We start from the raw sequence: 24823 nt of genomic DNA, 5'->3' as shown, positions 1-24823 counted from the left end.
GATGAATATAAATATAATGGATAATTGGAAAAAGTGGGTTTTAGTTTCCGGAGTGATAGCACTTCTAAGTGTTTTAATAATGTTAGTTGTGGGCCTAAACTTTGGAATTCACTTTACAGGTGGGATTGGAGTACAGGTAGAACTAGGAGAAGACGTTAATACTGAAGATGTACGAGAGGTACTAGCTAGCTTAACTGTGGAAGATATGGATGGAGAATCGGTTAGTCTAGAAAACAGCTTTGTACAAAGCATAGATGAAAGCGAGTTTTATATTAGAACTATACCTCTGCCGGAAGATAGTAGAGTGGAGTTATTGAACTCACTTGAAGATAGTTTTCCAGGATATTCAAGAGGCGAAGTTGAAGATATAGGGCCTCAAGTTGGACAAGAACTAATAAGAAATGCACTTCTTTCATTGCTAGTGGCAGCTGTAATTTTGATTTTATATATTAGCTATAGATTTCAATTATTATTCGCTATTTCTGCACTTTGTGCATTGGTATTTGATATTTTAATAGTACTTTTAGTATTTTCCATATTTAATATTGAGTTAAATACGCCTTTTGTCGCAGCAATATTAACTATTGTAGGTTACTCTATAAATGATACCATAGTTGTTTTTGACAGAGTAAGAGAAAACCTTAAGTATAAAGCAAAAGAATCTGATTCAGAAATTGTTAATACAAGCATTAGCCAAACAATAGTTAGATCTGTTAACACATCACTTACCACTATTTTAGTGCTAGGGTCACTCTTGTTTTTAGGCGGAGAAACTTTACAGCCTTTTGCAATTCCGCTATTTTTTGGTGTTATAAGCGGGACATACTCTTCGATCTTTGTAGCAAGTCCTGTATGGTTAGCTTTGAGAAATAAAAGTGCGAAAAAAGCAGCATAATAAATTAAAAAAACTAGGGATTTTTCCCTAGTTTTTTTAATTTATTATTTCAAATAGCTAATTAACCCTTGAAAAAACATTTTAATGTGGATAAAATCTATATTGTACTATAACTTAAAAGTTGAGGTGTGAAATGAAGCAAGGGGATAAAATTTTAGTGCTATCAATTGGATTATTTGCAGTGGCTTTCATGATTTTTTTTGGCTTTGTGATGAATTCAGAACCAGGTGAATATGTGGTAGTCTCAATAGATGGAGAGAAAGTGTTGAGTTTTGCTATAAATAATGATACAGAAGCCTTAAATTATCACTTTCAATTTGAAGAAGACAAATGGGCAACTTTAATATCTAAAGAAGGAAAAGTTAAGATGGAGAGGATGAGTAAAGAAGACTATCCTCAGCAGATATGTTGTTCGTTGACAGGGTGGATTAGCACGCAAAGTGAGCAGATAGTATGTCTACCAAATAAGATACTAGTAAACCTAAGTTAATATCTTTATTGGTATGAACCTAAAAATAGGGAGAATGAAACTATGGAGAAAGATTGGGTATTGCACAATCCGTGTGAAAAAAAAGCTAAAGATATCTCAGAAAAGTATAATGTCTCTTTATTTTTAGCTAAGCTGTTAGTTAACAGAGGCATAGAAAACATCGATGAATTTTTGCACCCTTGCACCGGTAATTTACACTCTCCTTCCCGTTTGCAGGGGATGGATGCAGCTGTAGAAAGAATTACAAAGGCTATAGAGGAAAAAGAGAAAATACTGATTTTTGGAGATTATGATGTAGATGGTATTACTAGTACCGCAGTGCTGTATGCTGCTCTTAGTAAGCTTGAAGCAAATTTACTCTATCATATACCAATCAGATCAGAAGGTTATGGTTTAAAAAGTGAAACCTTAGAAAAATATATAGCCGAAGGAGTTAGTTTAGTAATAACAGTAGATTGTGGCATATCCGCTGTAGATGAAGTAGATTTTTTAAACTCTCATAAAGTGGACTGTATTATAACCGATCATCATCATCCAGCAGAAGAGTATCCGAAGGCCTACAGCATAGTGAACCCCAAACAGCAAGGTTGTACCTACCCTTTTAAAGAATTAGCTGGTGTGGGTTTAGCTTTAAAATTAGTTCATGCTACTTATAAGCACTATGGGAAAGAAAACTGGAGTCAATTTTTGGATATAGTAGCTTTAGGGACTGTAGCTGATTTAGTTCCGCTTATTGGGGAAAATAGAACGATAGTAGCTTTAGGGTTACAGCAGATGAATGAAAATTTGCGTCCTAATTTAAAATGGCTTGCTGAGGCAAGTGGAATCTCTTATCCAATTGAGAGTTACCATTTAGGATTTGGTTTTGGTCCAAGGTTAAATGCAGCAGGTCGAGTCAATGATCCTAACCAGGCTTTGGACTTATTACTTTGTGATAATGAACAGCAAGGTATGCAAATAGCTTTAAGCTTAAATGAGCAAAATAAGCATAGGCAAGAACTAGAAAAAGAAATTTATGAGCAGGCAGTAAAAATGGTGGAAGAAATGGACCTTGCTGATACCAAGGTTATAGTAATTGGCGATAAATCCTGGCATAAAGGAGTTATCGGAATTGTTGCTTCTAGGATAGTGGAGAAGTTTCACCGTCCTGTAATAATTTTATCCATAGATGAAAAGTCTCAAATAGCAACTGGATCTAGTAGAAGTGTAGAAGGGTTTCATCTATATGATGCACTAGAAAGTGTCAGTCATTTACTGACAAAGTTTGGTGGTCACGCTATGGCCGCAGGACTTTCAATAGAGGTAGATAAGATTAATAAGTTCCGTCAAGAGTTAAACAATTACGCTATTTCCGTAGGAATAGATAAATATTTAACACCAAAGGTTTCGGTGGATTTCACTTTATGTCATGATGAACTAAGCTTATCTCTTATTGATGAGGTTGAGCTACTAAAGCCCTTTGGCCAGCAAAACCCTGCCCCTGTTTTTGCGGTAAATCAGCTACCGGTTGCCAATTATAATCTAGTAGGCAAAGAAAAAAACCACCTAAAGATAAGTTTTAACTTAAAAGGCAACTGGATTAATTCGATTGGATTTAAAAAGGATTACCTAGTTGATACTATAAACGGGCAAGATAAAATAAACTTATTAGGATATATTGAAAAAAATACATTTCAAGGGAAAACCTCTTTACAGCTAAAAATATTAGACATAAAAAGCTGTAAAGCAGAGCAAAACGTTGCTTTTCCATTAGACCTAAGAGGAGTCAATGTGTTAAAATATATAAAGGAAAGTAATAAAGCTGATCAAAAATATCTTTTGTTTACAAATAGTTATCATAAGGACTATTTAGAAAATTTCAGCAAGGAATTTGACAATATAGTGGTATTAGACTATAACGAAAAGCCTGACTTTAAAAATGGGATAGCGATTTTGGTTGATCCCCCTTGCACACAAAAACAGTTTAGATATATTATATCTGAGATTGACAAGGAAAAACTAATAATAGGTTTTAGAAAAGAAATGGTAAACCTGTTTCCATCAAAAAATTTTTTGCGAGCTATTTATACTGCTATTAAAAGACAACCTAAACAAACAGCTGACATCACAATGGTTTTACAATATATGAACTTGAATGCAAACAGTCGTTATTTAGCCTTAAGAGGCATAAATATATTGAAAGAGCAAGGAATAATAAAAGAGAACAATGGACACTTTTATTTAAATGATGAAGGTCAATCAAAAGTGGATATAGAACAAGGTAGCAAATATAAACTATACAAAAATCAACAAATGTTATATCAAAAATGGTTTGATTATGCCTTGACTACTTCCCTAGATAGTCTTATAAAAAGTCAGATGTTCATTGACGAGGAGGAAAAAGTATGGATTTAAAAAGTAAAATAAGAGTAATTGAGGATTTTCCACATGAAGGTATTAGTTTTAAGGATATTACCACTTTAATGCAAGACGGAGTAGCTTTTAAAGAAGCTATAAAGCAAATGGCAGAGCCTTTTTATGGGCAACAAGTAGATGTGGTTGTAGGACCAGAAGCTAGAGGCTTTTTGATTGGTACTCCTTTAGCGTACGAACTTACTAGTGGTTTTGTACCAGTAAGAAAATCTGGCAAGCTTCCTTACGAAGTTGTAGAAGCAAATTATGAGTTAGAGTATGGAAACGACACTTTACAGATCCACAAAGATGCGATAAAGCCTGGTGATAAGGTTATAGTAGCAGACGATTTGTTAGCTACTGGTGGCACAGTTAAATCAACGGTAGATCTGGTAAAAGAGCTAGGCGGAGAGGTTATAGGCGTGACTTTCTTGATAGAGTTAACATATCTAAATGGCAGAGATAAGCTTAAAGGGTATGATATTAAATCCCTGATAACATATTAATTAAAATTAGGCAAAGGTGGGGATAAAGTGTCGAATCAGCAGATGGAAAATATTAAAGAGAATGTAAGAAAGTATGACAAGCGTTCAGATCTGCTTATATTAGATAAGGCCTTTGCCTTGGCACATAAAGCACATAGCGGGCAAAAAAGGGAGTCGGGAGACTCCTTTATTGTTCATCCTTTAGAAGTTGCCACAATACTTACAAAGTTAGAGATGGATGTAGATACAATAGCTGCTGCTCTCTTACATGATGTAGTTGAAGACACCTCAGTTACTATTGAGGAAGTAAAGCAACAATTTGGTTCACGGATAGCGCAGCTAGTGGACGGTGTAACTAAGCTTAAAAAGATAAATTTTAAGTCCAAAGAGGAGCAACAGGCCGAAAGCTTTAGGAAAATGTTTATGGCCATGGCAACAGATATCAGAGTAATAATTATAAAGCTAGCTGACCGCCTACATAACATGAGAACTTTATCATATTGCTCCGAAGAAAAACAAAAAAGAATGGCGAAAGAAACCATGGATATTTACGCCCCTTTAGCTAATCGCCTGGGGATTTTTAAGGTCAAGTGGGAGCTCGAAGACTTGGCGTTTCGACATACAAAGCCCAAAGAATACTATAATTTAGTGGAGCAAATCTCTCAAAAAAGAGAAGAAAGAGAAGCGTTTATAAAAAAAATTATAGACCAGCTTCGTGATGAGGCAGTTAAGGCAGGAATAAATGCAGATATAGGTGGACGGCCTAAGCATTTATATAGTATATATCAAAAGATGGATCAAAAGGGTAAACAATTTAACGAAATCTATGACCTTACAGCAGTTAGAATTATTGTAAACTCTGTAAAGGAATGCTATGGAATACTTGGTATAATACATAGTCAATACAAGCCGATACCAGGAAGATTTAAAGATTATATAGCTATGCCTAAGCCCAATATGTACCAGTCGCTGCACACAACTGTTCTATGCCCTAAAGGAAATCCCCTAGAGATACAAATACGGACGTGGGATATGCATAGAACTGCGGAGTACGGTATCGCTGCTCACTGGCGCTATAAAGAAGGAACAAAGATAAATAAGCAGTTTGAGGAAAAACTATCTTGGTTTAGACAATTCATGGAGTGGCAGAACGACTTAAATGATGCCAGAGAATATATGGAGTCTTTAAAGATTGACTTATTTGATGATGAGGTGTTTGTTTTTACCCCTAAAGGTGATGTAATAGATCTTCCAAAGGGGGCAGTACCTGTAGATTTTGCATATAGAATTCATACGGATATAGGACATAGATTCAAAGGAGCAAAGGTTAATGGAGGTATTGTATCTGCTGATCATCGGCTAACAAACGGTGATATTATAGAAATTATAACAAAAAAAGAAAAAAGCCCCAGTCGAGATTGGCTTAAATACGTGAAAACATCTCATGCAAAAACAAAAATTAGACAATGGTTTAAAAAAGAAAAGCTAGGCGAAACCATTGAACGAGGTAAGGAACTTTTAGATAAAGAAGTTGAAAAATTAGGCTTTGAACCGGAAGAGCTAATTTTGGACCATTATCTTTCTAAAATAATTGAAAGATATAATTACTCCACTGCCAATGACCTTTATGCGGCAGTTGGCAACGGTAGCTTTAGCGCAAATTCTATCGCTAAAAAGTTAGAGGCAGAATACCAAAAAGAATTCCCTGAAAAAGAGCCTACTATAGAAGACTTGAATATGCATAAAGAAAAAAAGGCTCCACAACAAGGTGTTAGCATAAAAGGAGTGGACAACCTATTACTCAGGTTTTCAAAGTGCTGTAACCCAGTCCCTGGAGATGATATAGTCGGTTATATAACAAAGGGGAGAGGGGTCTCCATTCACAGAAGTGATTGTGTTAACGTTAATAAGAATAGAATTTCAAACTCAAGATTATTAGAAGTTAGTTGGGATGAACAGGTTAGCAAAAGTTACCCTGCTAGCTTTTCTGTGTATGCTTGGGATAGGCCGGGGCTTCTAAAAGAAGTAATGAATGTAGTTACTGAGTCTAAAGCTGACATCCTATCTGTCAACGGTAAAGGGAAAAACGATGGCAATGCTTTAGTAAGCTTAACAATAGAAGTGGAAGATATTAAACACCTATCTAAGATAAAAGATCGCATAAAATCTATTCAATCAGTTTATAGCATAAGAAGACAAGGAACGAGGAGTGATGTCTAAATGCGTGCTGTAATCCAAAGGGTCACAGATGCAAAAGTTAACGTTAATAATCAGGTTATAGGAAAGATAGGGCATGGAATGATGGTGCTTCTTGGCGTGGAAGACAAAGACGATCAAAAAGACTGTGAATATATAGTTGATAAGCTGGTAAACCTTAGGATTTTCGAAGACGATAATCAGAAAATGAACTTATCCATTAAAGACATAAAAGGCGAGATATTATTAGTACCTCAATTTACCCTTTGTGGTGACTGTAGACGAGGAAGAAGACCTTCATTTTCTGATAGCGCTCCTCCTAATGAAGCCAATGCCCTATATCTTATGGTAAAGGAAGAACTTAAAAATCAAGGGTTGACAGTAGAAACTGGTCAGTTTGGAGCGGACATGGACGTATCCTTAACAAACCAAGGGCCAGTAACTTTATTATTAGATAGTTCAAAGCTGTTTTAAGGAGGAATAAACATGAAAATTGAAAAAGTCATAGTTGAACCATTAAGCACTAACTGCTATATTATATATGAAAATGGCGTTGGAGCTGTTATTGACCCTGGTGGTAATGAGGAAGAAATAATCAAAGTAATAAATAAACTGGGCATCGAGGTTAAATACATTATAAATACCCATGGCCACCCAGACCATATAGGTGCAAACAAAGCCTTAAAAAATGCATTCCCAAATGCTGAAATAGCAATACATAAAGAAGACTCAGAGATGCTGACTGACCCTGAAAAAAACCTGTCCACAATGATGGGAGGAGAGATTACATCCCCTCCAGCAGATATCAAGTTAGAAGATGCAGAAATTTTAGAAGTAGGCGGTATAAAAATAGAGGTGCTTCATAGTCCTGGGCATACCCCTGGAGGAGTAATGCTATTAGCGGAGGATGTGGTCTTTAGTGGAGATACACTCTTTAAGTTATCTGTTGGAAGAACCGACCTTCCAGGTGGTGATACCGCTACGCTAAGAAAAACGCTTAAAGATTTTAGCAAGTTGATGACAGAAGACCTAACTATTTACCCAGGTCATGGACCGGAAACTAGCTTTTTCTTTGAAAAAGAAAACAATCAATACCTTTAAAAATAAAAAATCCCCTATTGGTTAAACTAATCGTAAATATCTTTGGGGAGGCTGGTACTTATGGTCATACGAAAAAACAAGAGAAAGTCGTATCCAGAAGTTAAGCTTGACTTTTTTGAGTTTGAAGAATCGTTGAATTTAGGTTTAAATGATAAGGAGCTAGCTGTAAAACATAACCTCTCAGAAAAAGATTTAGAAAAGATACAACATCAAATCAAAAACGATTAGTCATTTTAAGTTTCTAAAATCCCAGCCAACAAAATCTAATGTTGTGGCTGGGATTTTAAAATACCCTTCTGGTAGCGCCTCTGAGTAAAGTTTCGCTTAAGTAAGAAAGGACTGTTTTTATGCTTTCTATATATTGTAATGTTGATCCAAGACTGCAAATTGTGGCACACAATATTTTGCTTCTTATAACTTCTTCAAAAAACATCTATTATGCAAACAGCGAAAACTTCCAAATAGATATTGAAATAAATATAAGTAAAGTTAATAATAGTTTTTTAATAGAACTAACAAAAGGTGATAAGAGTTTCACTTTAACTGAAGAAATAGCTGCCTTAAACGAAAAATTTACGTTAAGAAAGGCTTTGTTTAAAGCTTTAGAAAAGGCTACAAAAAAAAGGCCTAGTCCTTGGGGAATACTCACAGGTATTAGACCTATAAAATTAATTAGTAATTACTTAAACTCTAATCTTGAAGACCCAATAAGCTTTTTGCAAAATGAGCTTTTAGTATCTAAAGATAAAGTTGACTTATGTTTGCAAGTTGTTAACAACCAAAAAAAAATCACAACTACTGGTATAAATTTATACATTGGAATACCATTTTGCCCATCAAGATGTAGCTATTGCTCCTTTACATCTTATACCATAGACAAGAATAAGGATATGGTAGATCCTTATCTAAAAACCCTGATTTTAGAAATGGAATATATATCTAAAGTTATAAAAAAACAAAAATTAAAGATAGGTACTGTTTATATAGGGGGAGGAACACCAACGTCACTTAGTGACTCTCAGTTAAAGCTGCTTTTAAAAAGCATTCAAAGCAATTTTGATAACGATCGTATAAAGGAGTTTACCCTAGAAGGTGGCCGGCCGGATACATTAACTTTAAGTAAAATGAAGCTAGCTAAAAGTTTTGGGGTAAATAGGTTGAGCATAAATTGTCAAAGCCTAAATCCTCAAACACTTCAGAATGTAAATAGAAACCACACAGCTTTAGAATTTGTAGAGGCCATAAAAAAAGCAAAGTCCATAGGGTTTGACTGGATAAATACAGATTTAATTTATGGTCTAGATGGCGAAGGGCTTTTAGACTTTATTTCAAGTCTAAATAAAACAATTAGCCTTGAACCAGAAAATATAACTATACATTCCCTTGCGGTAAAGAGAGCAGCTGATCTAAAAAGTCATAACAGTTATCATAAAGAGGAGTTAGAGAAGGGTTTAAGTCAGGTATACAATATACTAAAAAAAGCTAAATATCAACCTTACTATCTATACAGACAAAAAGCGATAGCAGCAAATTTAGAAAATACGGGCTTTGCTAAAGATGGTAAAATTAGCCCTTATAATGTAGCTAGCATAGAAGAGAGCAGCACAATACTAGCTCTAGGATGCGGAGCAGTTAGTAAAATTATGACCAAAAACGGATTTAGCCCTATACAAAATCCGAAAGACCCTAACCAATACAAGATGAGTTTACAGAAACTAGTTAATCAAAAGAGTTCATTGTTGGAAAAAAAATAGAGAGCGAAATTCAAACTCCGTTTTCTTGACATCCCTTTCAAAATGCTATAAAATAATTTAAACTATAATAGTTAAATCTATAAAGGGAATAGTAGTCTAGTAAACTTTGTACAGAAAGGACTTTATAGCTGAGAGAAGTCTCAAAGCCTAGGTGAAGGACGCCCCTATATGATGTCGTGTTAACCTTTTTTAAAGGGAAAAGCGAACGGCTGAAGACCGTTAAGACTTCTTTTACTTAAGTGGCTATTTATACATATAGCAACTAGGGTGGTACCACGGATATCAATTCGTCCCTTACATGAGGACGGATTTTTTTTATTAAACTATAAAAATGGAGGTTTTTTATTATGAAATACAAAGTGCCACGAGGTACGAGGGATATTTTAGGCAGCGATATGCTAGTATGGAACAGAGTAAATGATGCCATAGCTAAGATAACAGCACTCAACAATTACCAAAAAATAGAAACTCCTATTTTCGAGCAGACGGACCTTTTTAAAAGAGGAGTGGGAGAAAACACAGACATCGTTGAAAAAGAAATGTACACCTTTGAAGATAAATCCCAAAGGAGCTTGACATTGCGTCCAGAAGGAACTGCCTCAGTTGTGCGTGCATTTGTTGAGAATAAGCTCTACGGTGGAAGACTTCCTATAAAACTATTCTATAATGGTCCTATGTTTAGATATGAAAAAGCTCAAAAGGGTAGGTATCGTCAGTTTTATCAGTTTGGCATTGAAGCTTTAGGCTCAGGAGACCCTGGCTTGGATGCAGAAGTAATATCGGTGGGCTGGCAACTCCTCATGGATGTTGGTATAGATTCTGAGGAGGTAAAGGTCCACATAAATAGTGTTGGCTGTAAAGAATGTAGGGAAAAATATAAAGAAAAGCTAATAGAATACTATCAGGACAAAACAGAAAGCCTTTGCTCAAACTGTAAAACTCGTTTAGATAAAAATCCTCTGAGATTACTAGATTGTAAAAATGAAAGTTGTGGAGCTATGGCAAATAAAGCTCCTTCAATCTTTGACGTTATCTGCACTAGCTGTGACGAACACTTTAGCAGCGTTAAAAGATATTTAGAAGTCTTTAATGTTCCTTATGTATTGGATAAAAGGCTAGTGAGGGGACTAGATTATTATACTCATACAGCCTTTGAATACCGAAACCAAAAGGCAACTTCCACACAAGACGCCTTTGGTGGAGGTGGAAGGTACAACGGGCTGGTTGAGGAGTTAGGTGGTCCTCAAACACCTGCAATTGGGCTTGCTATGGGGGTAGATAGGATAGTTCTTGCTTTGTTAGAGAAACAATTACCTCAAGAGCACCTAAACTTTTTCGTTGTAAGTATGGGAGAAGAAGAGGTGCAAAGATATGCTACTGAAGTAATGCAGATGATACGTCAACATGGTTATAGTTGTGACAAAGACTATGGCGGGAGAAGTTTTAAGGCTCAAATGCGTCTTGCAGATAAATGTAACGCTGAAAAAGCAGTTATTATAGGCGATGAAGAAATGAAAAATAAAACGTTAACCTTGAAAAATTTGAAGGAAGGCAAACAAGAGATCCTGTTGGAAAAGCAATTAAAACAACAGTTAGAAAGGGGTAGTTTAAGTGTCTAAAAGAACTCATTATTGTGGAGAAGTTAATGAAAACTTAACAGGCAACACTGTGGTGTTAGAAGGCTGGGTTGCAAAGAGAAGAGATTTAGGTGGTTTGATCTTTATAGATGTTAGGGATAGAGAGGGTATAGTACAGGTAGTTGTCGGTAATGAATATCCAAAAGCTTTAAAGATTGCAGAATCTCTTCGCAGTGAATATGTTGTTAGGATAGAAGGCGTAGTACAGCCGCGTAAAGATATAAATGAAGACTTAAAGACCGGGAAGATTGAGATTATTGCACAAAACATCGAGTGCTTAAATACTTCAAAGACTCCACCATTTTATATTACAGACGAAGCAGAGGTCGACGATAATATTAGACTAAAGCATCGCTATTTAGATATTCGACGTCCTAAGTTGATGAATAATCTAATTTTAAGAAGCAAAACAGCCAAAGTGATTCGCGACTATTTAGATGAAAATGACTTTTTAGAGATTGAGACTCCGATTTTGGCAAAGAGTACTCCGGAAGGGGCGAGGGACTATTTAGTTCCTTCTAGGGTAAACAGCGGAAGCTTTTATGCTCTTCCACAGTCACCACAAATTTTAAAGCAATTGTTAATGGTAGGAGGAACTGACAGGTACTATCAGATAGCTAGATGCTTTAGAGATGAAGATTTGCGGGCAGATAGGCAACCAGAGTTTACTCAAGTAGATATAGAAATGTCATTTCCACAAATGGAGTCTTTTATGACACTTATGGAAGGGATGGTAAAAGAGATTTATACAAAGATAAAGGAAGTATCAATTGATACTCCCTTTAGGAAAATCGATTATTCAGACGCCATGAATCGGTATGGATCTGATAAACCTGACCTACGTTTTGGTATGGAGATTAAAGATTTATCCCATATTGTTAAAGATGCTGAGTTTAAGGTGTTTTCGCAAGCTGTAAAAAACGGGTCGGTAAGAGCTATTAAAGCTCCCGCTGCTCATTACAGTCGTAAAGAAATTGATAGACTTACCGAATTTGTCAAAAAATATAAAGCCAAAGGTTTAGCTTGGATATCCCTAAAATCAGAAGGAGTTAAATCTCCAATTGCTAAGTTTTTAAAAGAAGAAGAGCTTAACGCTATTATTGAGGAGACAGGTGCAACTACAGGCGACACCATCTTTATCGTAGCAGATATTGATAAGGTTGTATTACAATCACTAGGAAGTCTAAGAATTCAACTTGCAAAAGAGCTAGACCTTATTGATAAAAATAAGTTAGAGTTTGCCTGGGTTGTTAACTTCCCATTGTTTGATTATGATGAAGAAGAAGAGCGCTATGTAGCAGCTCATCACCCTTTTACACAACCAAATAAAGAGGATATTGAGTTATTATCAACATCTCCAGGTAAGGTAAGAGCGCAAGCCTATGACTTAATTCTAAATGGCGTAGAAGTAGCTGGTGGTAGTATCAGGATTCATAGTCAAGAGATTCAAAGTAAAGTCTTTGACGCTATCTCACTGTCTAAGGAGGAAGCACAAGAAAAATTTGGTTTCTTTTTAGATGCACTAGAGTATGGTGCACCCCCACATGGAGGGATTGCCTTCGGCTTTGATAGGCTGGTTATGCTGCTTGCAGAAACTGATTCTATCCGAGAAGTTATAGCTTTCCCTAAAACTACAAGTGCTACAGACTTGATGTCAGATGCACCGTCAACAGTTTCTGACAGGCAGTTAGATGAGTTAAAGTTAAACTTAATTAAGAAGTAGAGGGGAAAACTCTTATGTAGCTGTGTTTGTTTTGAGTTTTTTAATGAGGTCATGAACTACGTTTGACCCTCTAGAGATGATTAAGCCTGTCAGAAAATAATCAATTAAGGGCACTGTTGTCTCTATATCTAATGCAGAAAGTAGGCCTGTGGTTGTAGTAATACTAACTGCGATACCTAAAATGATGGACAGTATCTGGGTTTTATAATCCTTGATTGTGGGGAAAGAATTTTTTATAATCTCGATAGTAAATTCAATTAAGATTGATAAAATAACTAGAGTTGTCAGGGTGTTTACAGCCATTTTTATTCACCACCTTTATAATTTCAATCTTATCATTATCTCTATTGCAGGGAATATGGCAATATACAACATAAATTAAAAAACCACAAGTTAAGGGGTGAAAAATAATGCAACATAGATTTTCCCGGACGGAAATGCTTATAGGAAAAGAGGGACAACAAAAGCTGAATGAAAGCTTTGTTGCAGTATTTGGAATAGGGGGGGTTGGTTCTTTTACTGCCGAAGCTTTAGCCCGTTCATCAGTGGGCAACATTATGTTAGTTGATTTTGATGAAGTTTGTATTACTAACATCAACAGGCAGCTTCATGCAACAACTAAAACAGTGGGTAAAAAGAAAGTAGAGGTTATGGCAGAGAGGTTAAAACAGATAAACCCTAAAATCAACATAAAGTCTTTTGCTAGTTTTTACAGTCCAGAAGATAGGGAGAAATTTTTTGACCAAAAACTTGATTATGTAGTGGATGCTATCGATACAGTATCTGGAAAGCTTGATTTAGTGGAACAATCATTTAAACGAAATATACCAATAATATCAGCTATGGGCGCAGGTAATAAGTTAAGGCCTGAACTTTTAGAGATTGAGGATATTTCTAAAACCTCAATATGCCCACTAGCTAGGGTTATGCGTAAGGAATTAAAAAGAAGGGGTATCTATAAAGGATTAGATGTAGTATACTCCAAAGAAAAGCCGCTAAAACCTCAGATTATGGCTGACTGTAAAAATAATTGTGTATGCCCTGGAGGGGATGGGCATTGTACTAAAAAACGGCAAATACCAGGCAGTGTATCATTTGTTCCCTCTGTAGCAGGATTGTTAATGGCAGGAAGAGTGGTTAACAACCTTCTAAGATAATCATAATTGACTAAAGGCAGATGCTTTGATAAAATAACTTTGTCTTATAAAACTCAGCTTAAAGCTGAAATCTAATAAGGACAGTGCTATTAGAAAGGGTGTATCTTAATGCAAAATGTGGGCACTGTTAGAGAAATTAAAGGAACTAAAGCCCTCGTAGAAGTTCAGCGTCATAGCTCCTGTTCAAAGTGCGGAGCCTGCAACTTAGGTTCAGAAAAATCTAAGGTAATAACAGCAGAAAATAGTGCAAAAGCACAAGAAGGTCAAAAAGTTATGATTGATATGGCTACAGTAGGTGTACTTCGCGCTGCTTCGATAGTTTATATAATACCACTTATTACCTTGATACTAGGTTTTATAGCGACAACATATGTACTTGGTGGCAATGAAGCATATGGAATGCTAGGAGGACTAGCAATAATGCTTATATCTTTTTTATTAATTAACAAAATGGAGCCTAGATTTAACAAAAATAAAGGGTATACGCCAACAATTACAGAAATAATTGAAGACTAATAATTAAAGCCGGCGATGCCGGCTTTTTTGACATACTCATTTGTAAAGGGGAAACAAGTATGGATCTATTTAACTATAATAAAGATAATTCATCTCAGCCGTTAGCTGCTAGATTTAGACCTACAACTTTAGATGATTTTATAGGTCAAACCCATATTGTGGGGCAAAACAGCTTGTTAAGGCGAGCCATTATGGCTGACAAACTATCTTCTATGATTTTTTATGGACCTCCAGGAACTGGAAAAACAACTCTTGCAGAAGTTATTGCAAATACAACCGACAGTGAATTTATAAAGCTTAATGCCGTTACTTCTGGAGTAAAAGATATTCGAGAAGTTATAAAGGCAGCTAGTGACAACTTGGATATGTATGGTACCAAAACCATACTATTTATAGATGAAATCCATCGTTTCAACAAAAGTCAGCAGGATGCTTTGCTTCCTTCAGTGGAGAAGGGAACAATTATTTTGATAGGAGCTACAACAGAAAATCCCTACTTTGAGGTAAATTCCGCGCTAATATCAAGAGCAACAATTTTTAAGCTACACCATTTAACTAAAGAAGAATTGTTCAAGCTACTTTATAGGGTTTTAAATGATGGAGAAAAAGGCTACAAAGACATGAATATAAGTATAACCGATGACGCTAAAAACCATTTAGTTCAAGCGGCTGGTGGAGATGCCAGGGTCTTGTTAAATGGTCTAGAATTAGCGGTTTTAACTACACCAACTGAGTCCGACGGCTCCCTTAATATTACCCTTCAAGAGATTGAGCAGTCTGTTCAAAAAAACGGAGTTATATACGATAAAGACGGAGATAATCACTATGATATAATTTCAGCTATGATAAAATCTATAAGAGGATCTGATCCTGATGGTGCTGTATATTGGCTGGCTAGGTTAATAGAAGGTGGGGAGGATCCTAAATATATTGCTAGGAGGCTAGTGGTACATGCATCAGAAGATATAGGCAATGCCGACCCTAATGCACTAAATCTGGCTGTATCAACATTTCATGCAATAAACTTTGTTGGAATGCCAGAAGGAAGAATAATATTGTCACAATGTTGTATTTACCTAGCTACAGCTCCGAAAAGTAACAAAAGTTATGTGGCCATAGACGAAGCCTTAGAAGATGTTGTAAACAATAAAACTGCTGTTGTACCAGCTCACCTAAAAGATAGTCACTATAAAGGTGCAGCACAGCTTGGGCACGGGTTAGGTTATAAATATCCCCACAGCTATCCTAAAAACTTTATAACTCAACAGTACCTTCCTGATGAACTAAAAAATAAACGTTATTATACACCAGAAGGCAATGGCTACGAGCGCAAAATTAGGGAGTACATAGATAAAACAAAAGGAAGTTGGGAAAATTAAAAGTAGTATTTTTTAAGGGGACATTTTATGGAAATAATAGACTCGCACATGCACTATTCCAACATTCACCTTTTTAAAAATTGCGCCCAAAATAAATCTAAAGTTTTATACAATTATGAAGGTTTGATAAGTGAGTTTGTTGAAAACAACATAGTAGGCTGTGTAGCGATGGGGGTTAGTGAAACTTCAATTGGGAGTTTTCCCGACACTTTAGCTCCCAACCCTATGATAGCCGATCTAGCAAACAGGCCTGATTTTTTATACACATGTCTTGGTATCAATCCTTTTGGCTTGCGCAACAACCCAGATGCAATAATGAAGATAGAAGAAAAAATTTTAGATAATAAAGTAGTTGGCTTTAAGTTATACCCTGGGTATTATCCTGTTACAGTAGATGATGATGTATATCAGCCCGTCTATGATCTTGCAGAAAAATATAAAATGCCCATCGTAATTCATATGGGAGATACATTTTGCCCGTATGGTCATATAAAATACTCACAACCCTTAACATTAAGTGAAGTGGTATTACACAGACGAAATGTCAATTTTATAGTTGCTCATTTTGGCAACCCATGGGTGTTAGATACAGCAATGCTAGTAGCAAACAATCCAAACGTTTATACCGACCTCTCCGGAATATTTATTGGAGACAAAGAGGATGTTTTGGAGGATAAAAACAAACCAGTGTATAACAACATAAAAACAGGTATTGCCTATTGTGAAAACTATGAAAAACTTTTATTTGGTTCTGATTGGCCTTTGGTAAAACTAAAGCCCTATATTGACTTTGTAAAGAAAATAATACCAAAGGAGAATCATCAACAAGTATTTCACGATAACGCCCTAAAACTATTCCCAGCTTTAAAAAGCAAAAAAAGCTAGTATTAAGCTAAAAGTAGCAGATAAAAGCCCATTGATAATAATAACACTATAAAACCTATAGTTATTTTTCGCCATGATTAAGTTATGGTGTAAGATAAAATAAATGAAAAGGAGAGCGAAATATGAAAAAACCCTTAATTGTAACCGACTCATGTTGTGACTTACCTTTGGATTTAGTTAAAGATTATGATATTCCCATAATTAAATTATCTTTTAGCTTTAAAGGTAAAAACCACACTGATGATTTTGGACAAAGTATTGGGTATAAGGAGTTTTATGACGAAGTAAGAGGTGGAGAAGTGCCTACAACTTCACAAATCAACACCTACGATTTTGAGCAATTTTTTGCGCCTTATTTGGAAAAAGGAGAAGACATAATATATATATCATTTTCTTCTGCCCTTAGCGGAACCTGTCAAAGTGCAATGATAGCAAAGGAAACTCTTAATGAGAAATACCCACAAGGAAACCTAACAGTTGTAGATAGCAAATGTGCTTCGATGGGACAGGGATTACTGGTTTATTTAGCCTATAAACAATTAGAACAAGGCAAAACTAAAGATGAGATTGTAGCTTGGCTAGAAGACAATAAGATGAGACTAAATCATTGGTTTACTGTATCTGATTTAAACCATCTAAAAAGAGGTGGGCGAGTTTCTGCAGCTAGCGCCACAGTTGGGACACTTCTTAGTATAAAGCCTATACTTCATGTGGATAATGAAGGAAGGTTAGTTCCTAAGACTAAGGTTAAGGGAAGGAAAAAATCTATTAAAAGTTTGTGTAACTATCTACAAGAAAATATTTCTGAAGAAAATCAAACAGTTTTTATCAGCCACGGGGACTGTGAAGACGAGGCTAACAAGTTAGCTGAATTAATTAAAGACGTTTATAAACCGAAAGAAATAATATTAAATTATATAGGTCCAGTTATAGGCTCTCATTCTGGCCCAGGTACTATTGCACTCTTCTTTATGGGTGAGGAAAGATAACGGGTTAATGGTTAAGTAATTCGCACTAATATTTATATCTTAGAAACAGGCAAACACTTTCTGTGTTGCCTGTTTTTTGGTATCGCCAAAAGAGCAGAAGCCAAAAATTTAAGTGGAATTAACAATAAGTAAAAGCCGACTAGTTTAAATAACAATCAGTGCCACTTTATTTTTCATGCATAGATAGACATATTTTTTTGATTTTTATGCAGATAATATCGAACCTTGTTTGTATATGGAGCTTTGTAATATACTATAGGTAGGGTAAATATAGGAGGTAAATTGATGAAAGATAAACGTTATATGGTAAAAAACTATCTAGTAATTGCCCAAAAAATGATTGAAGATGGAAAACTACTTCAAGGGTTAAGATACTTATTAAAAGGCTATAACCTTCCTCAGGGCAAAGAAAATGAAGAGCTAATTTTAGAATTAGCGCTGCTATATCAGACAATGGGAAAACTTGATAAGGCAAAAGCTAAATTTAAAGAGCTGGCTAGAAAAAGTAGCGAAAATCCATCTGCATTTTATGGTTTAGCGATAATTTACGATGAAGAGGAAAGATTTAAAGAAGCGGTAGAATACTATAAAAAAGCCATAGAGATAGATCCAAGATATCACCAAGCCCATTTTTTCTTAGCCAATGTTTATGATAGGACAGAAAATCAAAAAAATGCCATAAAACATTACAAAGCTGCCATAGAGCTTAATCCGGACTATTTTTGGGCTTATGTAAATTTAGGATGTATATATGAAGAATTAGATAGAAATGATGAGGCCTTAAACATGATGAAAACAGCTCTAAAAATCGATCCAAAAAACTATAAAGCTCTTTTCAATATGGGAGTGATTCTAGCAAAAATAGAGAAAACCGACAGAGCAATCACACACTATCAGCGTAGTATCAAAGAAAACAGTAATTATCCTTACAGCTTTCTTAATTTAGCTGTTCTTTATTCAACCCTAAAGAAGTTTAAAAAAGCAGTTGCCACTATTTCTCAAGGTATAATAGAAAACCCTGACGTTGCAGTGTTATACTATAACAGAGGTTGTTACTATGCAAAGCTAAAAATGCCAGAAAAAGCATTAAGAGATGTCATTAAATCCATACAATTAAATCCTAAGCTAAAAAGCTATGCTAAAAAAGATAAAGACCTTGATGAAATCCGGACACTAAAAGCTTATCAATATTTCTTTAATGGATAGTAGTATAGAAAAAATTGGCGATAACTAAGTTACTTTAACTAGAGGGATTCCTATCTAAAAAAGAGAATAGTAATCGAAAGAGGAGGGGGAAAAGTATGACAAAAAAACAGAGTATTAGAGACTATGGAATCAAAATAGGGATCCTAGATACTGGTGAAAGAAACACAATTGCTGATGTTAATGGGGTTAAGGTAGGACATGTTACCTTAAATGATGGTGACAGAATAAACACAGGAGTTACAGCTATTTTGCCCCATGAAGAAAATGTTTTTTTAAAGAAACCAATAGCTGCATGTCATGTAATAAACGGTTTTGGAAAATCAATTGGCTTGATGCAGATAGAAGAGCTCGGCACACTAGAAACTCCGATTATTTTGACCAACACATTTAACGCACCGACTGCTGCTGAAGCTCTTATAGAACACTCTTTACACAATAATGAAGATATAGGGATAAAAACCGGCACAGTAAATCCTGTGGTGGGCGAGTGTAACGACGCCTATCTTAATGATATAAGAGGTCAACATGTAAACACATCCCATGTTTTAGAAGCAATACATAGTGCTAGCATAGATTTTGAGCAGGGAGATGTGGGGGCAGGAACTGGGATGAGCTGTTATGGTTTAAAAGGTGGCATAGGAAGTGCATCTAGGGTAATAAAGTTAGGCAAGGAAAAATATACTTTAGGTGTGTTAGTGTTATCTAACTTTGGACAAAAAAAGGATCTTATTATAAAAGGTTCGCCTATAGGCGAGGAAATAGAAAAACAAGATGAGGCAAAAGACTACTATGGCGAAAAAGGTTCTGTAATGGTTATTATGGCAACCGACCTTCCTTGTAGTAGTAGGCAGCTGAAAAGGTTGTGTAAAAGGGTGTCTTTTGGACTTTCTAGAACCGGGGCCTATGCCTTTAATGGTAGTGGAGATGTTGTGATTGGGTTTTCCACAGCTGCAAAAATTGAACACTATCCCAAAAAAGAGGTTAGAACTATTAAGGTCATCAACGAAGAAAACTTAAACCAGTGTTTTAGGGCGGTGGTGGAAAGCACAGAGGAAGCAGTGCTAAACTCGATGACATTTGCAAAAACCGTAGTGGGGAGAAATGGCCATAAGAGAAGTTCGCTAAATGAATATTTAAATGAGTTGTTATAAACAGGGCTCAGACTCGTTACTGCTTACCTCTTTTGGTAGGTAGCTGTTAGCTGGTGGCAGATGGAAAGAGATGTTCTAAAAGCATGTGGCACCTGTAAAATTCATCGTTTCGAGAAAAGGTCAGTGCTTATGCTTATATATTAAAGGGGGAATTTTTATGGAATATAACATTAAAGGTGGCAACTTTCCAGTAGTAGAGTTAAGTTTAAAGCCTGGGGAGAAGGTTTATTGTGAGACAGGGGCAATGTCTTGGATTACCGATGGAATTCAAATGCAAACCTCAAATAAAGGAGGGGTTTTAAAAGGGTTAGGCAGAGCACTGTCTGGAGAAAGTTTTTTCCTAAACACTTATACCGCAACAAAAGAGGGGGACTACGCTGCTTTTTCCTCTCAAGTCCCCGGGGACATTATTCCTATAAATGTTTCTGAGACTCCAATTATTGCTCAAAAAAGCGTTTTTTTAGTAGCAGAAAATAGCGTACAGCATCAAGTGAATTTCCGTAAAAAGCTAAGAACTGGATTTTTTGGTGGAGAAGGCTTCATTATGCAAAAGTTTTATGGAAAAGGGCTGGCCTTTTTTGAAACTGATGGCAGCGTTATAGAAAAAGAACTGGCTCCAGGAGAAAGGCTACGCATCGATACAGGCAATGTTGCTATGTTTGAAACTTCTGTTAAAATGGATATTAGCATGGTAAAAGGGTTTAGTAATATGCTTTTCGGTGGTGAAGGTTTATTTTTAACGACTCTAACAGGACCGGGTAAGATTTGGCTACAGACCATGCCAATATCAGGTCTTGCAGATAGCATAATTCCTTTTATTCCAACAAGTAACAATAATAATTGAAAAAGGAGAATTTCAAGTGCATTGTCCAAATTGTGAGGAAAAGTTCGATAAAAAGAAAGAAATTTGCCAAAGCTGTGGGCTAAAATATGAGGACTTAAAGCTTAAGTCTGTCTTAAAAACCGATAATCCAATGACCATATCATTTGCAAAGTCAATTCTTCAAGACAGCAATATAAAATATATTACAAAAGGAGAAACCTTAAGAGGAGTGTACCCGTTAGGTGGTAGCCTAGGGTCTGTTGACTTTTTAGTTATGCAAAAAGATGAACAGGCAGCAAGAGAAATGTTGTCAGAGCTGGCCTAACAGCTTGGAATATCTTTTTAAAGGTAATAAGTGAGGAGGGAACTTAATTGAACTATCATATGCCACTTTACCGTCCTCCCAGTGAGGCTAAAAGTGCAATAATACAGGTTACACTTGGTTGTTCACATAACAAATGTTCATTTTGTAGCATGTATAAAGAAAAAACATTTACAGTAAAAAGTAAAGAAGAAATAGTTAATCACATTGATTCAATAGCGCAGCACCAAAAAAATGCCAGCAGGGTTTTTTTAGCAGATGGTAATGTATTGGCGTTAGCGACTAATAAATTATTATTTATACTACAGCAAGTTAGAAGTAAATTTCCTAGTCTGGAGCGGATCAGCTGCTACGCAGGACCTAAGGATCTTATAAATAAGACTTGTGAGGAGCTTTTACAACTGAAAGCGGCAGGCTTGGACATGCTTTATCTAGGTGTGGAAAGCGGCAACGATGCTGTTTTAGCCCAGGTGGAAAAAGGAGTAAATAGTAGCGAAATGGTAAAAGCTGGTCAAAAGGCTAAAGAAGCTGGTTTTTTGCTATCCACTATGGTTATTTCCGGTTTGGGAGGACAGAATAGATTTTATCAGCACGCTATAGATAGCGCTAATATTATCAGTCAGATTGACCCCCACTACTTTTCGGTGTTAACGCTGATGGTTGAGGAAGGAACAACACTACAAAAACAGGTTAAAGAAGGCAAGTTTAAGCTTTTAACACCTTCGCAAGTACTAGAAGAAATGGTATTGATAATTACCAATCTAAATTTGAACAAAACAATTTTTAGAGCAAACCATGCATCTAATTATTTTTTCCTAGCCGGTGTATTAGATGAAGACAAGGACAAGCTACTAAACCAGCTTAACCAAATAAAAAAAAGCAATGAGTTTAGAAGTGAAAATTGGAGAGGACTATAACAATATTTTAAAGGAGTCAACATGAGCGGCTATATCAAAAATATACTAAGAGATACTCACAGAAAAAGCATTCCTAACATAATTTTGGACTTAATAAGATGTGGGTTAAAGGAAAAGGAAGTTCCACTATACTACTTCACCACATTGGCTTATAAAAAAGGTCGTGGCCATTGCCTAGATTATGTAGGTGGTAAAACCCATAAAAAGGCTATGACTGTTATCCATTCTAAAGGTAATAGTACTAGCCCAATTTTACAAAATAAATTTCTTTTTAATAGCCACCTGAATGCTATCGGCGCCAATAACCCTGAGGTTATTGCTTATAATGTTAGAAATAACCTATTTGCTAAAGGACGTATTTTTGATATATCAAAGCCTGAGGATTTCAAAAATTCTATTGCCAAAATTTTAGATAATAGCGTTCAGAAACTGTTCATAAAGCCACTAGCTGGCGCTGGGGGAAAAAGATGTTTTAAAATCGACAATTTAGATAATATTGATCCCGATATCTTTAGCACATTGATTGATTCAACATTCATCTTTCAGCAGTTAATTAAGCAAAACTCTCAGGTAAGTAAAATATACCCCCACAGCGTTAATACCTTAAGAGTTCATACTGTACGTCAAAATGGCGCTATAAAAGTGGCTTCAAGCTTAATGCGGTTAGGGCAAGGTGGAAATGTAGTTGATAACGCCTCACAAGGTGGTATAATAGTCAACATCGATAGAGAAAACGGAGTTTTAGAAAAATGGGGTGTTAACCACCTTCATAGCGGAGGTCAGTCCTTTACTCATCATCCCGATACAGAATTTAAGTTTGAGGGATTTTCCATCCCTTACTATGAACAAGTTGAAGAAAAATGTAAACAAGTTGCAAAATACTTTAATAATTGGATTATTGGTTGGGATATAGCTATAACAGAGGATGGTTTTACCTTTATGGAGGGTAATTCCAATCCAAATGTAAGAATGATGCAGCTAGCAGAAGGAGGCATCAAAACAAACAAGGTTCTAAAAAAACTTTATCGCCAATACATAAAATAACGCCTTTATAAAAAAGGTGTTATTTTTTTTATTTTTTAGCAGGAAAATTAACGAAAGATGTAGAATTAGTTTAATAAAGGCGATAATAATTATTATTACTAATACTGAGGTGAATATTATGTCCAAAGAATTTGATTTAGAAGGAGTAATAAAAAGTGTTACTCAATGCTGTTTAGGGTGTAGCAGCTGCTCTAATAGTAAATGCCTTGTAGGATACGATAAAAAGATTATAAACAAGGCAATACTTAGCCAAGAAGAATTTGTTGATGGCGGAATCGACGGACTTAACATGATTGATACTAAAATCTATGATGAGGACGAGATGATAGACGCTATCGGGTTTCTGTTAAATCAATGTAAAAACTGCAAGCTTTACCATGACGAAGATTGTATAATAAACGTAATTCGTGCTTCTTTAGAGCTTGCATTGCTCGGAGATTATGTAGATTATGAAGGAAGCGTACTGATGTACTTAAATAGTATTAAAGGCTTTGATGATAAAAAGGCTAAAAAAATCAGTGAAGCATATAACATAAGGAGGAAAAAATAATGACAGAAAAATTAGTTATTGAAAAAGTATTAGGTGAGGCTAAAGGAACAGACTTAGAAAGAGATGTAAAACAAAATTTCAAAGGGGAGACTACAGAAGTCGGTATTTATTTGGCTATGGCAGCCCAAGCCCAAAGAGAAGGTTACCCTGAAATTGCTGAAGTGCTAAAAACTTTAGCATGGGAAGAAGCGGAACATGCAGGCAGTTTTGCTCAGCTAAATGGCATGATAAAAGATAATCTTTTTGACAACTTAAAGGAAATGTTAGAAGGAGAAGTTTTTGCTAACCAAAATAAAAGAAAGGCTTCGGAAAAGGCTAGAGAGTTAGGTTTAGAGAGCGTTGCTGATTACTTTAATGAATCTGCTAAAGATGAGGCTCGGCATGCCAAAATGTTAGAAGGTATGCTTAAAAGATATTCAAAATAAAAGAGAAGCTCCTCAAGCATATCATTTGCTTAAGGAGCTTCTCTTTTATTTGGTTCCAAACCATACAATTTCACCATACCTTTTAAAACCAATTGACTCTGAAAGAGCGATAGAGGCCTTGTTATCGGTAACGATGTGTACATATGGGGTGTGCCCTAATTCAAAAGCCTTTTTGATCAAGTCCACACTTACTGAAATTGCCAAGCCTTTGCCACGATGCTCTTTTTTAGTATACATTACACCTAAAGAGCCATCCTCTCTTATTAAAGCCCAGGAGATAGGTTTACCGTTTTCATCTCTTATAACAGAGCTGGGGCGTTCTTTAATGCATCCTTTTAGATATTCTAATGAGTTTGGGTCTTGCGAGCGATAGGTGTAATAGTAGTCCACAATTTCAGCATCATCTAAAGTTAAAGAATCAACATTATGTTTAGGTTGGTTTATTTTTAGACTTTCTGGGGTTATATAATATAAATAGCAAAACTCTTTCCAATCAACTATACCTTTTTTTTCAACCAGGTCATAAAACCTTCTTAAGACTCCGGCAAAGTTTTGTGGTTTATCTAAGAGTGAATTTAAAAGTTTCTCAGCTGTTGCATCACCATCAGAATAAACAACATTCCAGTTATCATTTTGCAAAACGTAGCCCTGGGGTTTATTTAAGCTATCTACAAAAATATTGAAATCTTTTTGAAACTTTAATCTTCCTAGAGTATTGATGTTACCCATCATGTCTTCTTTTAACAAATCGTTAATAATGTTTACATCGTTGACTTTATGCATTTGT

26 protein-coding genes and 1 other annotated feature are annotated in these 24823 nt (G+C 35.7%); of the genes, 24 read left to right on the top strand and 2 right to left on the bottom strand.

Annotation, left to right across the window (positions count from 1 at the left end; all coding sequences use genetic code 11):
* Window position 1: 1 nt before the first annotated feature.
* The 11 genes from secF (at window position 2) to aspS (ending at window position 12672) form a co-directional block, all read left to right on the top strand.
* On the top strand, window positions 2–895 hold the full coding sequence (gene secF / locus PRVXH_RS09890) for a protein translocase subunit SecF (protein ID WP_353892616.1): 894 nt from the start codon (window positions 2–4) through the stop codon (window positions 893–895).
* 133 nt (window positions 896–1028) lie between these two features.
* Window positions 1029–1385 carry a NusG domain II-containing protein gene (locus tag PRVXH_RS09885; RefSeq protein WP_353892615.1) on the top strand — a complete coding sequence of 119 codons (357 nt, stop codon included), beginning with the start codon at window positions 1029–1031 and terminating at the stop codon, window positions 1383–1385.
* 42 nt (window positions 1386–1427) lie between these two features.
* Entirely contained in the window at window positions 1428–3779 is a 2352-nt protein-coding gene (gene recJ, locus PRVXH_RS09880; RefSeq protein ID WP_353892614.1) for a single-stranded-DNA-specific exonuclease RecJ, read from the top strand.
* Window positions 3770–4282: an adenine phosphoribosyltransferase gene (locus PRVXH_RS09875; protein WP_353892613.1), complete on the top strand. Its 513-nt coding sequence runs from the start codon at window positions 3770–3772 to the stop codon at window positions 4280–4282. Before recJ ends, PRVXH_RS09875 begins: the two co-directional genes overlap by 10 nt.
* 42 nt (window positions 4283–4324) lie before the next feature.
* The gene (locus PRVXH_RS09870; protein ID WP_353894579.1) at window positions 4325–6481 is read left to right on the top strand and encodes a bifunctional (p)ppGpp synthetase/guanosine-3',5'-bis(diphosphate) 3'-pyrophosphohydrolase; all 2157 of its coding nucleotides are present in this window, start codon (window positions 4325–4327) and stop codon (window positions 6479–6481) included.
* Window positions 6482–6931, top strand: coding sequence for a D-aminoacyl-tRNA deacylase (gene dtd, locus PRVXH_RS09865; protein ID WP_353892612.1), 450 nt, complete (start codon window positions 6482–6484; stop codon window positions 6929–6931).
* A gap of 12 nt (window positions 6932–6943) precedes the next feature.
* Window positions 6944–7558, top strand: a complete 615-nt coding sequence (locus tag PRVXH_RS09860) for an MBL fold metallo-hydrolase (RefSeq protein WP_353892611.1) — start codon at window positions 6944–6946, stop codon at window positions 7556–7558.
* Between the two features lie 60 nt (window positions 7559–7618).
* Window positions 7619–7786 carry a hypothetical protein gene (locus PRVXH_RS09855; protein WP_353892610.1) on the top strand — a complete coding sequence of 56 codons (168 nt, stop codon included), beginning with the start codon at window positions 7619–7621 and terminating at the stop codon, window positions 7784–7786.
* A gap of 119 nt (window positions 7787–7905) precedes the next feature.
* Window positions 7906–9312 (top strand): coproporphyrinogen dehydrogenase HemZ, encoded by a 1407-nt coding sequence (gene hemZ / locus PRVXH_RS09850; RefSeq protein WP_353892609.1) that lies wholly within the window; start codon window positions 7906–7908, stop codon window positions 9310–9312.
* 70 nt (window positions 9313–9382) lie between these two features.
* Window positions 9383–9610: a binding site (T-box leader), on the top strand.
* Window positions 9611–9659: 49 nt separating this feature from the next.
* On the top strand, window positions 9660–10931 hold the full coding sequence (gene hisS, locus PRVXH_RS09845) for a histidine--tRNA ligase (protein ID WP_353892608.1): 1272 nt from the start codon (window positions 9660–9662) through the stop codon (window positions 10929–10931).
* Entirely contained in the window at window positions 10924–12672 is a 1749-nt protein-coding gene (aspS, locus tag PRVXH_RS09840) for an aspartate--tRNA ligase (protein WP_353892607.1), read from the top strand. Before hisS ends, aspS begins: the two co-directional genes overlap by 8 nt.
* A gap of 12 nt (window positions 12673–12684) precedes the next feature.
* Here the strand turns inward: aspS and PRVXH_RS09835 are convergent, their stop codons facing one another.
* Window positions 12685–12975, bottom strand: coding sequence for a hypothetical protein (locus PRVXH_RS09835; protein WP_353892606.1), 291 nt, complete (start codon window positions 12973–12975; stop codon window positions 12685–12687).
* 107 nt (window positions 12976–13082) lie between these two features.
* Between PRVXH_RS09835 and PRVXH_RS09830 the strand changes: the two genes are divergently transcribed.
* From PRVXH_RS09830 to PRVXH_RS09770, 13 genes are all read left to right on the top strand, one after another.
* Entirely contained in the window at window positions 13083–13829 is a 747-nt protein-coding gene (locus PRVXH_RS09830) for a tRNA threonylcarbamoyladenosine dehydratase (protein WP_353892605.1), read from the top strand.
* A gap of 108 nt (window positions 13830–13937) precedes the next feature.
* Window positions 13938–14345: a SoxR reducing system RseC family protein gene (locus PRVXH_RS09825; RefSeq protein ID WP_353892604.1), complete on the top strand. Its 408-nt coding sequence runs from the start codon at window positions 13938–13940 to the stop codon at window positions 14343–14345.
* 59 nt (window positions 14346–14404) lie between these two features.
* Complete coding sequence (locus PRVXH_RS09820; RefSeq protein ID WP_353892603.1) at window positions 14405–15724, top strand: replication-associated recombination protein A; 1320 nt, start codon at window positions 14405–14407, stop codon at window positions 15722–15724.
* A 27-nt stretch (window positions 15725–15751) separates the two neighbouring features.
* On the top strand, window positions 15752–16609 hold the full coding sequence (locus tag PRVXH_RS09815) for an amidohydrolase family protein (RefSeq protein ID WP_353892602.1): 858 nt from the start codon (window positions 15752–15754) through the stop codon (window positions 16607–16609).
* Window positions 16610–16731: 122 nt separating this feature from the next.
* Window positions 16732–17598: a DegV family protein gene (locus PRVXH_RS09810; RefSeq protein WP_353892601.1), complete on the top strand. Its 867-nt coding sequence runs from the start codon at window positions 16732–16734 to the stop codon at window positions 17596–17598.
* Window positions 17599–17883: 285 nt separating this feature from the next.
* The gene (locus tag PRVXH_RS09805; RefSeq protein ID WP_353892600.1) at window positions 17884–18804 is read left to right on the top strand and encodes a tetratricopeptide repeat protein; all 921 of its coding nucleotides are present in this window, start codon (window positions 17884–17886) and stop codon (window positions 18802–18804) included.
* A 95-nt stretch (window positions 18805–18899) separates the two neighbouring features.
* Window positions 18900–19955: a P1 family peptidase gene (locus tag PRVXH_RS09800; protein ID WP_353892599.1), complete on the top strand. Its 1056-nt coding sequence runs from the start codon at window positions 18900–18902 to the stop codon at window positions 19953–19955.
* A 157-nt stretch (window positions 19956–20112) separates the two neighbouring features.
* Entirely contained in the window at window positions 20113–20799 is a 687-nt protein-coding gene (locus PRVXH_RS09795; RefSeq protein ID WP_353892598.1) for a TIGR00266 family protein, read from the top strand.
* A gap of 16 nt (window positions 20800–20815) precedes the next feature.
* Window positions 20816–21103 carry a DUF2007 domain-containing protein gene (locus PRVXH_RS09790; RefSeq protein ID WP_353892597.1) on the top strand — a complete coding sequence of 96 codons (288 nt, stop codon included), beginning with the start codon at window positions 20816–20818 and terminating at the stop codon, window positions 21101–21103.
* Window positions 21104–21150: 47 nt separating this feature from the next.
* A complete protein-coding gene (locus tag PRVXH_RS09785; RefSeq protein WP_353892596.1) occupies window positions 21151–22017 on the top strand; it encodes a radical SAM protein in 867 nt (288 codons plus the stop codon).
* A gap of 21 nt (window positions 22018–22038) precedes the next feature.
* Window positions 22039–23061: a sugar-transfer associated ATP-grasp domain-containing protein gene (locus tag PRVXH_RS09780; protein ID WP_353892595.1), complete on the top strand. Its 1023-nt coding sequence runs from the start codon at window positions 22039–22041 to the stop codon at window positions 23059–23061.
* 118 nt (window positions 23062–23179) lie between these two features.
* Window positions 23180–23611 carry a hypothetical protein gene (locus PRVXH_RS09775; protein ID WP_353892594.1) on the top strand — a complete coding sequence of 144 codons (432 nt, stop codon included), beginning with the start codon at window positions 23180–23182 and terminating at the stop codon, window positions 23609–23611.
* Window positions 23611–24036, top strand: a complete 426-nt coding sequence (locus PRVXH_RS09770; RefSeq protein ID WP_353892593.1) for a ferritin family protein — start codon at window positions 23611–23613, stop codon at window positions 24034–24036. The genes PRVXH_RS09775 and PRVXH_RS09770 overlap by 1 nt, the downstream gene beginning before the upstream one ends.
* Before the next feature lie 45 nt (window positions 24037–24081).
* Here PRVXH_RS09770 and PRVXH_RS09765 read toward each other — a convergent pair whose 3' ends face one another.
* Window positions 24082–24819: a GNAT family N-acetyltransferase gene (locus PRVXH_RS09765; RefSeq protein ID WP_353892592.1), complete on the bottom strand. Its 738-nt coding sequence runs from the start codon at window positions 24817–24819 to the stop codon at window positions 24082–24084.
* Window positions 24820–24823 lie beyond the last annotated feature (4 nt).

This window comes from Proteinivorax hydrogeniformans, from assembly GCF_040515995.1.
In the GTDB taxonomy this organism is placed as follows: Bacteria; Bacillota; Proteinivoracia; order Proteinivoracales; family Proteinivoracaceae; genus Proteinivorax; species Proteinivorax hydrogeniformans.
Note: the sequence above shows the minus strand (reverse complement) of the source record. Positions and strands in the feature narration are given on the sequence as shown.